This window comes from Pedobacter sp. UYP1, assembly GCF_040547305.1.
Classification (GTDB): Bacteria; Bacteroidota; Bacteroidia; order Sphingobacteriales; family Sphingobacteriaceae; genus Pedobacter.
Window position 1 is genome coordinate 230435 of sequence record NZ_JBEPPL010000004.1, and the last position, 13833, is coordinate 244267.

The following is a 13833-nucleotide window of genomic DNA, read 5'->3' on the forward strand; positions in this document are numbered from 1 at the left end:
TTTTGCCTTGCTGCCAATGTTTGACAACTCAAATTAACAAATTTCCAGCCATATAAAACCAAAAACTCTATAAGAATGTCCAATTATCGGGCATAATTGATGAAAAATTCAATAAAGCTTATTTAAACGTGAATTTAGCGGTTAATTTGATATCTATATGACTTTTTGGCTAATTTGTCCAGTTATTTATATTGCCCTAAAATATCAATTTTATCAGATAAAGATATGCCACCGGGGTTACATCCGGGTTTACCTTCAGGAACTTCCATGTTTAAGTGTTCAAAGTACACTTTCCATACCGGAAAATAGGCACCCGACCCAGGTTCTTTATAAGTCATCGGGAATAATCTGAAAAAAGGTTTGTTCTTATTCGCCGCCTTGAATGCATCATATATCAATTCAGAACAATAGTATTTTCCATTATTATATAAATACTGATCATCATACAACACACCCATTTGTGCCATTGAAAATGCCAGTGCTGTAGGGATTATTTTCTGATAAGCTGGTTTTAATCTTCCAACATAGTGCGGATGAGTTGATTTAGATAAAAATATTTGGAGCGGCGTAAGGTGCACGTTTTTGCCTGAGGCCTCAATGACCAGAACACTATCATTTCTAAGCATGACCATTCCCATATGACTGAATTTATTACCCTGATAACCTTGTGTAACTGCATTGATTGCATCACACAAAGGGCCACAATCTAAATTCTGGAAAATCAGATCGCCAGATTTTAGTTGAATATTTTCCTGTGCTTTAGCATAAAAAGATAAAAGCACAGCTGATAAAACACAAATCAATAATTTACGCATAGTGGATTTTAGTAAGACATTTCTTCATTAATTGTATATTCCGGCGGAGGGATGAAAAAGCTTTCCGTTAAAGTTATCTGCTCAATCAGGTTCGCTTTGATGCCGATGTTCAGGCCCCTTGATAAGGTTCCGATAGCTAATGCACAACCCGGTATACTTTTTAAATAACTGTATTGTTGCCAATATAAACGGGGAAGTTCAGGAGCATACCAAACTGTAATCACATTTTCCGGAGAATGCGGATTAACAAAAATTGCTTTCTTGCAGGCTTTTCCTGCAATTACCATTGTACCTTCTTTCAATTGCATCACAAAGTCAGCAGAACTGATGACCATCATAGAATCTCCTGCCATGGCAGTTTGTATGTTAGGCATTGCTGCTGGATATTTCATGGCCGTTTTAGCCACGGTATCTAATAAATAGCTTACAGTATCTCTTTTATCGGCTATGGTGATTCCTCCGCCTAAACCTCTTTGCTCAACCCTGATATATTCAGGACTCAGGTAACAAATAAGAGGTGGGCTGTCATCTGAGGATCCGGATAGAGACATGGCTAATTCCATCATGGCCAGCTCTCCCTGGTCTTTTTTTGAAGAAGTCTCTTTTTGCTGCGGCTCACCGAAGTCCAGCGCATAGCTTATTTTCCATGCGGCAACATCTTTTACTTTCTTTAACTGCTGCCCATTAGCGAAAAATGCCAATAATAGAAGGAGCAGTGCGAGGTAGCTCTTTTTGTAGTTCAAAATAAGGTGTATTTATTATACAATGGTACAAAAAAAAGAGGTACTGTTTGATATTCACCAGGATCGGTTGAATGAAATCCGGATTTTTTACATTGTATTGTTTCTTTTTCAGTAGTGTACTGCAATTTCTATTCTAAAAAAGATTAATCTGAATAAAATATAGTTGCGTATTTTTAGATTACTTTTCTAAATACGCTCAAGCTGGATAGTTATTCTGTCTGTTTATGATGTTTTTATAGTTGTGGATTATTTTTTCTATGAATATTCTTAATTAATAGATTTTAATTAGGTTTACTTATAGTGTTTGGCTAATGTTAGCTGTTTTTTAAAAGAAAAGGTCTTCAATTGAATCCTTCAGATGAAATTTGTTGTATTTATTGTCGGATTATTATAAATTCATAGTTTATGGGAATGTATAGTGAGTATTCAGATAGTGAACTGATTGAATTATTGAAATCTGGTGACCGCTTTGCATTTACTGAAATCTATAATCGATACTGGAGTGTCCTTTATGCACAAGTTTATAAGATGCTCAGGGATGAAGATGAGGCTAAAGATGTCATTCAGGAAATATTCAGTAAACTGTGGATCAATGCAGCAGCTATTAAATCCAGCCATAATTTGGGTGGCCTGTTATACACTGCTGCAAGAAATAAAGTACTGAATAGTATTGAAAAAAGCAGAGTCCGCCATGACTACGCCAAATCCATCACTGCTTTTATCTCAGAAACAGATCCTGATACCATTGATAAACTGGATGAAAAGCGGCTCAGTAAAATTATTGAGCGTGAAATTCAGAGCCTGCCGCCAAAAATGCGGGAGATCTTTGAACTCAGCCGTAAAGAAAACCTTTCTCACAAAGAGATTGCTGAAAAGCTGAATCTATCAGATCAGACCGTCAAAAAACAAGTGCAGAATGCACTTAAAATTATCCGGCCAAGAATTGAGCAAATAGGTTTTAGTCTTGCTATTTTAATTATTTTCAGATAATTACTAATTCGTCTACCCCCTGATTTATCCTGAACGGTTATTGTTATAAATAAGCACTTCAGATGATGAATGAGAAAGAAGCACTAAATCTTCTTAGTAAATATAATTCAGGCACAGCTACAGCTACGGAAATCAAACTGTTGGAAAGCTGGTATAGTGCAGAAATTCTTAAACAAAATCTTTCTGAAGCTGAAGAAGATTTCAGCCACCTGAAAGACGAAATCTGGGCAGGAACATTGCATCGCGCAAATCTGACTGCAGAACAAGAGCCGGTTTCTGAGAAAAAAACAACCAGATCAATCAAACGCTGGTATCAATTCGCTGTGGCAGCGGCAGTACTCCTGGTAGGGATCAGTTATTTGCTGAACAAACACTCACAGGAACAGCAAAGCTTTTCAAAAACTCTTGAAATAGCGAACCAGATTACCGCAGGTAAAAATATGGCGACCCTGACACTCGCTAACGGACACCGGATTATCTTATCTGATGGCCTTAAAGGAAAATTGGCAGAAGAGGCTGGGACTATTATTACCAAAACAAATGATGGAGAATTGATATACACCATAGTCTCAAAACCCGGTAAAGCAACTTCGTCCAGCTCCGGATATAATACAATTTCGACTGCCGCCGGGGAAAACTACCAGGTGATTTTGCCAGATGGCTCAAAAATCATACTCAATGCGATATCCTCTTTAAAATATCCTGTATCGTTTGCTGCTCAGGCAGACCGCAGAGTTGAACTCAGCGGAGAAGCCTATTTTGAAGTGGCGAAAGACAAAAATCATCCTTTTAAAGTTAAGACCAGCTCCCAGGAAGTTGAAGTATTGGGCACCCACTTTAACATCTGCAGTTATGCAGATCATGTAAGTACTCAGACCACTTTACTAGAGGGATCAGTAAAAGTATCCCCATTGAACTATGCTGATGGAAAAGAAAGAGCTGCACATACAATTTTATTAAAACCAGGAGAACAAGCGATACAGAAAGCAAACAGCATTACGATGGTGCCTGCTGATATAGAAGAGGCTGTTGCCTGGAAAGAGGGCTGGTTCTACTTTAAAAGCACCAATCTTCATGAGGTATTAAGTGAAGCAGCAAAATGGTATGACCTGGAAATTATTTACCGGGGCGCTGTACCAACTGACCGTTTTACGGGGAAAATCCCAAAAAATGCCAGTCTTGGCAAGTTCATCAAACTATTACAGCTCAGCGATATCAAGTTTAATATCGAAGGCAGAAAAATGATAATCAACTAATCAATCAACCACAAACCAAATTTTACATGAAAAAATTCTACAGAGACGACGGGTTATATTAAACAACTGGGTACCCTGTGAAAAACAGAAACTCCGATGGCGATCGGAGCTTCTGAAATGACCGGGCCAACCCTTTAACAATTTCTGCAAACAGTTTAATCATCAACCCAATCCAAACAAAAATATGAATAATATTATTCATTGCCCCCTGCTGTCCAAAAATTGGCAGGGCCGTAACCTAATTTGGCGAACCATGAAGGTAACCTTCGTTCTTCTATTCTCGGTATTAATGCACGTAAGTGCAGCCGGATTAGCCCAAAAGATCAATCTCAATAAAAAAAATACCGCATTAACACAGGTCTTCACTGATTTAGGTAAACAAAGCGGTTATCAGTTTTTTTATAATGAACGTTTGCTGGAAAAAGCAAGTAAAGTTGACATTACCATTCTGAACGGAACCTTAGACGAAGCCCTAAAGCTTTGCTTTAAAAATCAGCCTTTTTCTTATGAAATCGTTGATAAAACTGTTGTAGTCAAAGAAAAGGAAAAATCTATCTTAGATAAGATTGCTGATTACCTGGCTATAATCGAAGTTAAAGGGCGGGTAACCGATAAGGACGGCCAGCCTGTTCCCGGAGTAATTATTAAAGAAAACGGGAAAACAACTTCTGTTACAACTGATGCAAATGGAGAATACCGTCTTAAAGTAGATGAAAATGCTACGTTGAAATTTTCTTATGTGGGATATAAAACAGAAGAGATTGCTGTTAACGGAAAAAACCAGATCAATTTAAGTTTAAAAGAGGATGTAAATTCATTGAAAGAAGTTGGGATCACTACAGGATATCAGACCATTAACAAAAAACTATTTACCGGCTCTTCAGTAACGCTAAAGGGAACGGATATTAAACAAGATGGTATTACTGATGTAAGCCGGATGTTGGAAGGACGTGTAGCTGGGGTATCTGTACAAAATGTATCGGGTACTTTCGGAGCTGCACCAAAAATAAGAGTAAGAGGGGCAACTTCTATTACCGGAGACAATAAACCTTTATGGGTAGTTGATGGGGTCGTATTAGAAGATGTCGTTAATATCTCTAACGAACAATTATCTTCAGGTGATGTCAATACCCTGATTGGTTCTTCAGTAGCAGGGCTGAATGCTGATGATATAGAGAGTTTTACTATTCTGAAAGATGCAGCTGCGACTGCTCAGTATGGTGCAAGAGCGATGAATGGTGTAGTTGTGATTACCACTAAAAAAGGACATATAGGTAAAACCAAGGTTTCTTATACAGGCAATTTTTCTACCAGTTTAAAGCCAAGCTATAGCAATTATAATATTTTGAACTCTGCAGATCAGATGTCAGTTTATTCTGAACTTGAACGTAAAGGATGGCTTAACCTGGGTAAAACGTCAAGGAATGCTGATGGTGGCGTTTTTACCAAAATGTACCAGGAAATTAATACTTACGATGCAAGTTCGGGGAAATTTGGATTAGAGAATACTCCTGCTGCTAAAAATGCATTTCTGCAGCGTTATGCAATGGCGAATACAGATTGGTTTGATCTTTTATTTAAGAATTCACTTCAACAGGAACATTCCTTAAGTATATCCACAGGAACAGAAAAATCACAATTGTATTTCTCTACCAGTTACCTGAATGATAACGGGTGGGCTATGGGAAATAAAGTAGACCGCTTCACCACAAATATGAATGCGAACTTTAACCTGTCTGATAAGCTGACCATAAATTTTATCACCACCTCATCTATCCGTGAGCAGAAAGCACCGGGTACTGTTGGCCGGGTAAGTAACCCGGTAGAAGGAAAATATTCCAGAGATTTTGATATCAATCCTTTCAGTTATTCCCTGAATACCAGCAGGACAATGACTGCTTTTGACCAAAATGGAAACAGAGAGTACTTTCCCAGAAACTTTGCACCATTCAATATCTTGTCAGAGCTGGAAAACAATACGCTGGATGTGAATTTATTGGATTTTAAACTACAGGGTGGTTTGAATTATAAGATTAATCCACATTTGAAATATGATTTTATGGCGTCAATGCGCTATGTGAAAAGTGGAAACGAACATAAAGTAAGAGAAGATTCCAATATGGCCAATGCCTACAGAGCTGCGGGAGATTCTTATATTCAGGAGAATAACCGTTTTCTTTACCGTGATCCTGAACATCCTGAATTGCAGCCGGTCGTTGTATTGCCTTATGGTGGTTTCTATGATACCCAGGACGACTATTTAAAAGCTTATATGGTCAGAAACTCCCTGGAATATAACAATACATTTAATGAAAATCATTTGATTAACGTTTATGTAGCCCAGGAAACCAGGATTGCTAATCGTCAATCCCGTAGTAATATAGGTTATGGTTATCAGTACAGTAAAGGGGGAGAACCTTTTATTGACCCGGATATCCTTAAACAAGCCATTTTAGGTAATTCCAATTACTATTCTATGGGGCATATCTATGATCGTTTTGCTGCTTTTATGGGTAGAGCCGCTTACTCCTACAAAGGAAAATATTCTTTAAACGCGACAGCCAGGTACGACGGTTCTAATCAGCTTGGTAAATCGGCTAATGCACGTTGGTTACCTACCTGGAATGTTTCGGGAGCCTGGAACGTGGATACAGAAGATTTTATGCAAAAACAAAGTCTGATCAGCCGTTTAACACTTAGAGCTACCTATGGCTTAACCGCAAGTTTAGGAAGTGCAACCAACTCTGCTTTAGTACTGAAAAATGCAAGTGCAATAAGACCCTATATCAATGACAAGGAATCTGTGATGAATATCAATTATATACAGAACGATGAACTGACCTGGGAAAAGCAATATGAAACAAATATTGGCGTAGATGTGGGACTGTTTAAAGACAGGTTAAACCTGACCGTTGATGTCTATAAAAGAAACGGTTTTGATCTGATCAGTCCAATCAGGACTTCTGGAATAGGTGGTCAGTATTTGACGACTGCAAATTATGCAAATATGCAAACTAAGGGACTTGAAGTTAGTTTAAGTGGCAAAATTATTGATCAAAAAGATTGGAAATGGAGAAGTAATTTCAATTTTGCTATCAATACCAATAAAGTTACCAATTTAAAAAGTCCTCAGAATATATTCAGCCTGGTTACCGCTGATGGTGGCCCTCAACAAGGATTTCCTTACAGAGGATTGTATTCTATAGATTTTCAAGGGCTCAACCACGACACTGGAATACCAACGTTTATTGATCAGGACGGGAAATTAAGCAATGATGTTTATCTTCAAAGTGATGTGACCAAGTACCTGAAATATGAAGGGCCTACAGATCCTAAATTAATGGGTGGGTTTATGAATACAGTCTCTTATAAAGGATTTACATTGAATACCTTGTTCACATTTTCTGCAGGTAACAAAATCAGGCTGAATCCATTCTTTGCCACTTCTTACTCGGATCTGGATGCCTTGCCAACAGAATTTAAAGATCGCTGGATTTTACCAGGGGATGAAGCTTTCACCAATGTGCCTTCTATACCTGATGTAAGCCAGGCTTCATCAATTTCTGGTAAATATCCATATAACGCTTATAATTATTCAAGTGCAAGAGTAGCTGATGGTGGATTTATCCGCTTAAAACAAGTCTCTCTGAGTTATAGCTTTAAAGATAGAATTGCTAAAATCATCGGTGCAAATAATGCCTCACTGAGTTTAGTAGCCAATAACTTCTGGTTGATCTATTCTGATAAAAAGCTAAGAGGACAGGATCCTGAATTTTTTGCTTCTGGAGGGGTGGCCTTACCAATTCCAAAACAATATACTGTTTCCTTAAAAGTTGGATTTTAATTTAAAAGAACCAAAATGAAATTACGTCAAATCTCTATATATACCCTGTTTTTTACTACACTGTCAATGAGCAGTTGTAAAAAAATGCTGGATCACCAGCCAGATGACCGGACTGAGTTGAACTCTCCTGTTAAAGTATCCGAATTACTAGCTAATGCTTATCCGCACCTCAACTATATCCCATTTGCAGAAGCAATGAGTGATAATTCGTTTGATAAAGGGACAACTACATTGGACAGAGTAAACGAGTATCCCTGGAAGTACATGGATCAGGTAGATGCCAATACCACAGATAACCCGCCTTCTTATTGGATGGCCTGTTATAAAGCTATATCTTCAGCCAATTACGCCCTGGATGCAATTAATACGGCAGGTGATCAGTCGGCAGCCGCCTATTCGGCCAGTAAAGGAGAAGCTCTTGTTGCCCGTGCCTATGCCCATTTTATGCTGGTTACTTTTTTCGCAAAAACATATGATCCTGCTACGGCATCGTCAGACCCTGGAATTCCATACGTTACCCAGGCGCAAAAAATAGTGGAGGGTAAATACGAGCGTGGTACAGTAGCGAGTGTTTACGATCAGATTCAAAAAGATCTGGAAACCGGGTTACCTTTAATTCAAAACAATAGCTACCGCATTCCTAAGTTTCACTTTACTACTGAAGCCGCACATGCTTTTGCCACCCGTTTTTTCTTATTCAAAAAGGATTATGCAAAAGTAATTGAACATGCAAATGCTGTATTTCCTGGTAGCACTATAAAGGATAATTTAAGACAGTGGAATACTGTTTATAATCTTTTAGGCTATTACGAGCTTCAGGCAACTTATACCAAATCGACTGAGCCTGCCAATCTCTTATTACAGGAAGCGGCTACTTCATGGGGAAGAAATTATGCGGGTTATAACTATGGTTTAGCCGGGGCTAATCTCTTACAAGTAATCGGAGCCTCAGGAAATGCTTCTGGTGCAACGTTAGCTATGGGTGATAAAGTTTTTGGTGATGACACGCATTATAACGTTCCTAAGTTTACAGAGAACTTTGTGAAACAGACATTGAGCGCTACTATTGGTGAACCTTATAACACAATCCCTTTGCTTACAGCAGAAGAGGTTCTGTTCAACCGTGCTGAAGCTAATATTATGCTGAACAAAAACCCGGAAGCAATTACCGATCTGGATACTTACTTATCAACCAGGATCATTAGCTACAGCGCAAGTGTTCACAAGTTTACAGAAGCAAAAGCGAAGGCCTTCTCGCCAACAGTTAGTCTTCAGAATGCTATGGTAAATGCAGTATTAAGCTTTAAGAAATTGGAGTATTTACATGAAGGTATGAGATGGCTGGATATTGTTCGTTTGAAAATTCCAGTTGTACACACTTCAGTTGATGGCAGAACCACTATTACTTTAGCTGCTGATGATCCAAGAAGAGTATGTCAGCTTCCGCAAGAAGCTATTGCATCAGGCCTTGCACCAAATCCACGTTAATTTTTTAAACCTAAGAACATGAAAAAGAATTTAATAGTAATTGTGGCTGCTTTACTGATCACCGGATATTTTACTGGCTGCAAAAAGAAAGAAGATTTAAATACGCCTCTAGTTGGACTGGGTGGTGATACCTGGGTAAAAGGACCTCTGGATGATTGGATCAGTACCAATTATACGACTCCTTATAATATGGAAATTAAATATAAATGGGATAGGTCTGAATTGGGTGAAATCAATAAAGATGTTGTGCCCATTTTGGAATCAAAAGTTATTCCGGTACTGGAAACCATTAAATCTGGTTGGATTGATCCATACGTTGCGATAAAGGGAGGCGATTTTTTCAAAAAATATGTGCAGAAACAAATCTATATGGTAGGTAGTGCTCAATACAATAGTAATGGGTCTATCACATTAGGGGTGGCAGAATCAGGCCGCAAGGTCACATTAATGGTTTTAAACGATTTTCAAAAAGGGAACAGGAGCTCGGTTGAAAGAATATTGCATACGATGCACCATGAATTTGGTCATATCCTGAATCAGAATATTGCAGTGACCTCAGACTATCAGCGTATTACTGCTGGTAGTTATTCGGCGACCTGGTTTAATATTGCTGAGGAAGATGCAAATTCTATGGGCTTTATTTCTTCTTATGCGATGGCGAGTAAAGATGAGGATTTTGTAGAAATGCTATCTATCATGCTGGTTGATGGAGAAGATAGATTTCAAGCGTTGCTTGCTACGCTGGAACCTGATGCTCAGGCAAAATTGCTAAAGAAAAAATCTATTGTGATTTCCTATTTGAAAAGTGCTTTTGGAATTGATTTCATTGCCTTGCAAAATAAAGTGCAAGCAGAAATCAATACCATGGCGCCGTTAAAAAAATAATGCTTTCTAATCCTTTAATTTCATAGAACGATGAAGAACTTAATATACATATTTTTATTGGCAGCGGTTTTTACTGCTTGCCGGAAAGACGATTCCAAGCCTGCCAACGGCACAGTTGATGAGCGGGTAGAGGCATCCATGACAGCGTATCAGACACAATTGGCCTCAGCCAAATTTGGCTGGAAAGGATTTTTAAACACAGGTTCAAATGGTGTTTATACTTTCCTGTTTAATTTTAATGATAAAAACAGGGTAACTATGTCTTCAGACTATGACCCTGCAGCGCAGGAGAGCTCTTATCGTTTAAAAGCTTTGCAACAACCGAGTTTATTATTTGATACTTATTCTACACTGCACAAATTGCAAGATCCTGATCCTTCAAAGTTTAACGGTGCTCCGGGAGCCGGCAAAGGTGCAGACTTTGAGTTTAGATTTGTTTCCGCAACTGCGGATACCATTAAACTGGAAGGTTTGTTTAACCAGACTCCGCTTATTTTGGTAAGATCAGTTTCTGAAGAAGAAAATAAAGCTGTCTTTCCTGGAATTACCCGGATGAAAACAGTATTAGCCAATCTTAAAACTTATTTTAAAAGAGTTACGATAGCTGGAACAGCTTACGAAGTGAGATTTGATATTCCAACCAGCACTATTTCATTTTCAAGTTATGAAAACGGGGCCCGTAAAACGGTAACCAGTGGATTTTATACTGATGGAACCAGAATTGCATTTTTTAAACCTCTGGTATTAGGCAGTATTATACTGAGTGAATTGAAAGATGTAAATATGGATTCAGGAGCTGGAATAGTGAATGCAACTGCTTTAGGAACTAAAGTTCAGTTTACGCAAGCGATAGCACCCCTGGTATATGATAAGACCGTGGTAGATTTTTTCATGAATAATCCTTCTAGTCTGGGTTTATACTGGGATGGAAGTGATGGATTTACAATTTCGGGCATACAGGACGCTTATAATTTAAAAGGAAGTATTCCAGGTTTTGCAGGATTATACTTCTTTCCAAAACTTAATGTGGGAGGGACCCCGACTCAGTCTTTTAGATTTTATAGTGCAGTTGGTTATGTGGGGTACGTTCTTGCTTACCCTGCAGTGAAAATTCAGGACGGTAAAATATTGTTTAGTGCTACAGCGCTTTATAGCAGTACTACGAATGCGAAGATAAGGACAGCTCAGGTAAATACAGCACTTATACTTCAGCAGCCAGAAGGCTTTTATTTAATCAATACAGGTTTACAAAAATATGATTTGGTGAATGTAAAAGATGCAACTGCATGGATGTCATTTAAGTAATGATCTTTGGCCCTATACCTACCTGTAATAGTTGCCAACCCTCCCGGGAAACCGGGATTTAATAAAAAAGGCTGATCATTTAATAATGGTTCAGCCTTTTTTTATGCGCAGATTATCTCAGTGTTTACATTCCTTTGGCATTTTGCATTGGATTACCACCTACAGATTGTCCACGTGTAGTAATCGATTTTTGTTTAAACAACTGGAATTTAGAAGTCTCTGCTTTTCCTCCCCAGGTATTATTACTTTCATCAATATCGGCGGTTTCACGCATCGGATCTAATTTTATAGCCGTTACTTCTTTATCCTGTACATAGAATTTAGATGCCTTCAATTCATTGTGTCTCCAAATCTGAGCTGGTATTCTGTCTGTTTTTTTACTGCCATCTGCAAAAGTGAACTCAACGATAACAGGCATAATCAAACCACCCTTATTGCTGAATGAAAGTTCGTAAAAGAATTTGCCTGCATATTTTGCCTGATCTTCCGAAGATAAAGCTTCCATCTGTTCGGGAATTTCCTGCTTGTGCTCTTTGTTATCATATTTTTCAATTCCACGATCATATCTCCAGTAAAAATCCTGCGTTGACTTGTCCTGGTCAGTATAAAAATGGATATTTTTATCAGCTCTGTTTCTTACTTTAGAAATATCATCGAAATCATTCACCAGGGGCGGAGTAAGTTTAACCATCGCTACCCTTGAAACCGGAACTTTAGAATTTACATCTGCCTTAGCGAATTTTACAGCATCCAATGAGATATCACAAGGATCTGTGGTATAAAACCAACCTCTCCAGAACCAGTCCAGATCTTCACCACTCGCATCTTCCATTGTTCTGAATAAATCTGCCGGAGTAGGGTGTTTAAAAGCCCATCTTCTGGCATATTCTTTAAAGGCATAATCAAATAACTCTCTGCCCATAATGGTTTCTCTCAGGATATTCAAAGCCGTAGCAGGTTTAGAATAAGCATTAGGGCCAAAACGTTCAATGTTTTCAGAGTTGGTCATAATCGGCTCCAGTTGGTCTTTCGGTAATTTCATGTAGTCCACTATCGTATAAGCAGGCCCTTTTTTTACCGGGAACTTATTGTCCCAAAGCTCTTCAGTCAGGTATTCCAGGAATGAATTTAATCCCTCATCCATCCACGTCCATTGCCGTTCATCACTATTCACAATCATCGGGAAGAAATTATGTCCCACTTCATGAATAATTACACCGATCATTCCATTTTTAGAACTTTCACTATAAGTACCGTCTTTTTCAGCACGTCCGTAATTGAAACAGATCATTGGATATTCCATTCCATTGGCCGCTTCTACACTTTGTGCAACAGGATAAGGGTAGGGTATGGTAAAATGCGAATAGGTTTTAACAGTATGCGCAACAGCTTTGGTAGAGTAAGGTCTGTATAAATTATAAGCCTCCTTACCATAAAAGCTCATACACATAATTGATTTGTCTTCGACTTTTTGTGCCATAGCATCCCAGATAAATTTCCGGGAAGAAGTCCAGGCGAAGTCACGGACATTGTTTGCCTGGAAAACCCAGGTTTTTGTTGCATTACTTTTTGAAACCTCTGCTTTTTTAGCTTCGTCCAGCGTAACAATTTCAACTGGTTCGGTAGCTGTTTTCGCTTTGTTATATCTGGCCAGTTCTGCCGGAGAAAGTACAGCGCTATAATTAATACATTCTCCTGTTCCGCCAATTACATGGTCTGCAGGAACTGTCATCTGTACTTTAAAATTTCCAAAGGTCAGTGCAAACTCACCTCTGCCAGTAAACTGGTGGTTCTGCCAGCCCTGGAAATCACTGTACACACATAATCTTGGATACCATTGCGCCATAGTAAACAGGTAATTGCCATCTTCAGGGAAGAATTCGTAGCCACCACGGCCTCCGCCAACAATACGATCTGTAATCTTATATTTCCAGGTTACATTAAAGATAAACTGCTGTCCTGATTTTAAAGGGGCAGGTATTTCTACACGCATCATGGTTTTGTTGATCGTATATTTTAATTCTTTTCCTGCAGCATCAGTGATTTTCTGAATAGCAACACCGTTTCCATTGTCAGGCTGATCCATTACAGCTTTATCTATTTCGTGGGTTGTTGTAGTTGCAGGGATTGTAGTACTGGTCTGGTAACCCGCATTCCTGATGTTACTGTGCTCATTTTCATCCAGCTGAAGCCAGATATAAGTTAGTACATCTGGCGAGTTATTGAAATAAGTTACTTTTTCTGAGCCGGTAAGTTCGAGTTTCTTTTCATCCAGCGAACACTTAATATCATAATCTGCCCGCTGTTGCCAATACTTTACACCAGGCGCACCACTTGCGGTCCGCTGTTCGTTAGGGGTAGAAAGGATAGTACCCAGCTGTTCAAATTTATTTCCGTGATTACTACCCGGATTATATTGAATGTTTTGAGCATAGGAGACCTGCAGGCCGGAGCACAGCAGCAGGGTAGCGGTTAATAATTTAGTCATTTAGCTTTTATAGTAGGAA

9 protein-coding genes are annotated in these 13833 nt (G+C 38.7%); 6 read left to right on the forward strand and 3 right to left on the reverse strand.

The window, feature by feature from the left end; translation table 11 throughout:
- Positions 1 to 182: 182 nt before the first annotated feature.
- Together ABIB30_RS11140 and ABIB30_RS11145 are read right to left on the reverse strand one after the other, a co-directional pair.
- A complete protein-coding gene (locus tag ABIB30_RS11140; protein WP_354301989.1) occupies positions 183 to 815 on the reverse strand; it encodes a YiiX/YebB-like N1pC/P60 family cysteine hydrolase in 633 nt (210 codons plus the stop codon).
- Positions 816 to 823: 8 nt separating this feature from the next.
- Positions 824 to 1558: a hypothetical protein gene (locus tag ABIB30_RS11145; protein ID WP_354301991.1), complete on the reverse strand. Its 735-nt coding sequence runs from the start codon at positions 1556 to 1558 to the stop codon at positions 824 to 826.
- Between the two features lie 405 nt (positions 1559 to 1963).
- Here ABIB30_RS11145 and ABIB30_RS11150 point away from each other — a divergent pair, with 405 nt between their 5' ends.
- The 6 genes from ABIB30_RS11150 (at position 1964) to ABIB30_RS11175 (ending at position 11326) form a co-directional block, all read left to right on the forward strand.
- Entirely contained in the window at positions 1964 to 2548 is a 585-nt protein-coding gene (locus ABIB30_RS11150) for an RNA polymerase sigma factor (protein ID WP_354301993.1), read from the forward strand.
- A gap of 62 nt (positions 2549 to 2610) precedes the next feature.
- Complete coding sequence (locus ABIB30_RS11155; RefSeq protein ID WP_354301996.1) at positions 2611 to 3804, forward strand: FecR family protein; 1194 nt, start codon at positions 2611 to 2613, stop codon at positions 3802 to 3804.
- 253 nt (positions 3805 to 4057) lie between these two features.
- Entirely contained in the window at positions 4058 to 7648 is a 3591-nt protein-coding gene (locus ABIB30_RS11160) for a SusC/RagA family TonB-linked outer membrane protein (RefSeq protein WP_354301998.1), read from the forward strand.
- Positions 7649 to 7663: 15 nt separating this feature from the next.
- On the forward strand, positions 7664 to 9136 hold the full coding sequence (locus ABIB30_RS11165; protein ID WP_354302000.1) for a RagB/SusD family nutrient uptake outer membrane protein: 1473 nt from the start codon (positions 7664 to 7666) through the stop codon (positions 9134 to 9136).
- 18 nt (positions 9137 to 9154) lie between these two features.
- The gene (locus ABIB30_RS11170; protein WP_354302003.1) at positions 9155 to 10021 is read left to right on the forward strand and encodes a zinc-binding metallopeptidase; all 867 of its coding nucleotides are present in this window, start codon (positions 9155 to 9157) and stop codon (positions 10019 to 10021) included.
- Positions 10022 to 10051: 30 nt separating this feature from the next.
- A complete protein-coding gene (locus ABIB30_RS11175) occupies positions 10052 to 11326 on the forward strand; it encodes a DUF4302 domain-containing protein (RefSeq protein ID WP_354302005.1) in 1275 nt (424 codons plus the stop codon).
- Between the two features lie 124 nt (positions 11327 to 11450).
- On the opposite strand, the gene ABIB30_RS11180 is transcribed toward ABIB30_RS11175, so the two are convergent.
- Positions 11451 to 13814, reverse strand: a complete 2364-nt coding sequence (locus ABIB30_RS11180; RefSeq protein WP_354302007.1) for a M1 family metallopeptidase — start codon at positions 13812 to 13814, stop codon at positions 11451 to 11453.
- Positions 13815 to 13833: the final 19 nt, after the last annotated feature.

Bases quoted from the DNA above. Each gene is read 5' to 3' on its own strand.
- ABIB30_RS11140 (WP_354301989.1), bottom strand. From the start codon at position 815: ATGCGTAAATTATTGATTTGTGTTTTATCAGCTGTGCTTTTATCTTTT.
- ABIB30_RS11150 (WP_354301993.1), top strand. From the start codon at position 1,964: ATGGGAATGTATAGTGAGTATTCAGATAGTGAACTGATTGAATTATTG.
- ABIB30_RS11155 (WP_354301996.1), top strand. From the start codon at position 2,611: ATGATGAATGAGAAAGAAGCACTAAATCTTCTTAGTAAATATAATTCA.
- ABIB30_RS11160 (WP_354301998.1), top strand. From the start codon at position 4,058: ATGAAGGTAACCTTCGTTCTTCTATTCTCGGTATTAATGCACGTAAGT.
- ABIB30_RS11165 (WP_354302000.1), top strand. From the start codon at position 7,664: ATGAAATTACGTCAAATCTCTATATATACCCTGTTTTTTACTACACTG.
- ABIB30_RS11170 (WP_354302003.1), top strand. From the start codon at position 9,155: ATGAAAAAGAATTTAATAGTAATTGTGGCTGCTTTACTGATCACCGGA.
- ABIB30_RS11175 (WP_354302005.1), top strand. From the start codon at position 10,052: ATGAAGAACTTAATATACATATTTTTATTGGCAGCGGTTTTTACTGCT.
- ABIB30_RS11180 (WP_354302007.1), bottom strand. From the start codon at position 13,814: ATGACTAAATTATTAACCGCTACCCTGCTGCTGTGCTCCGGCCTGCAG.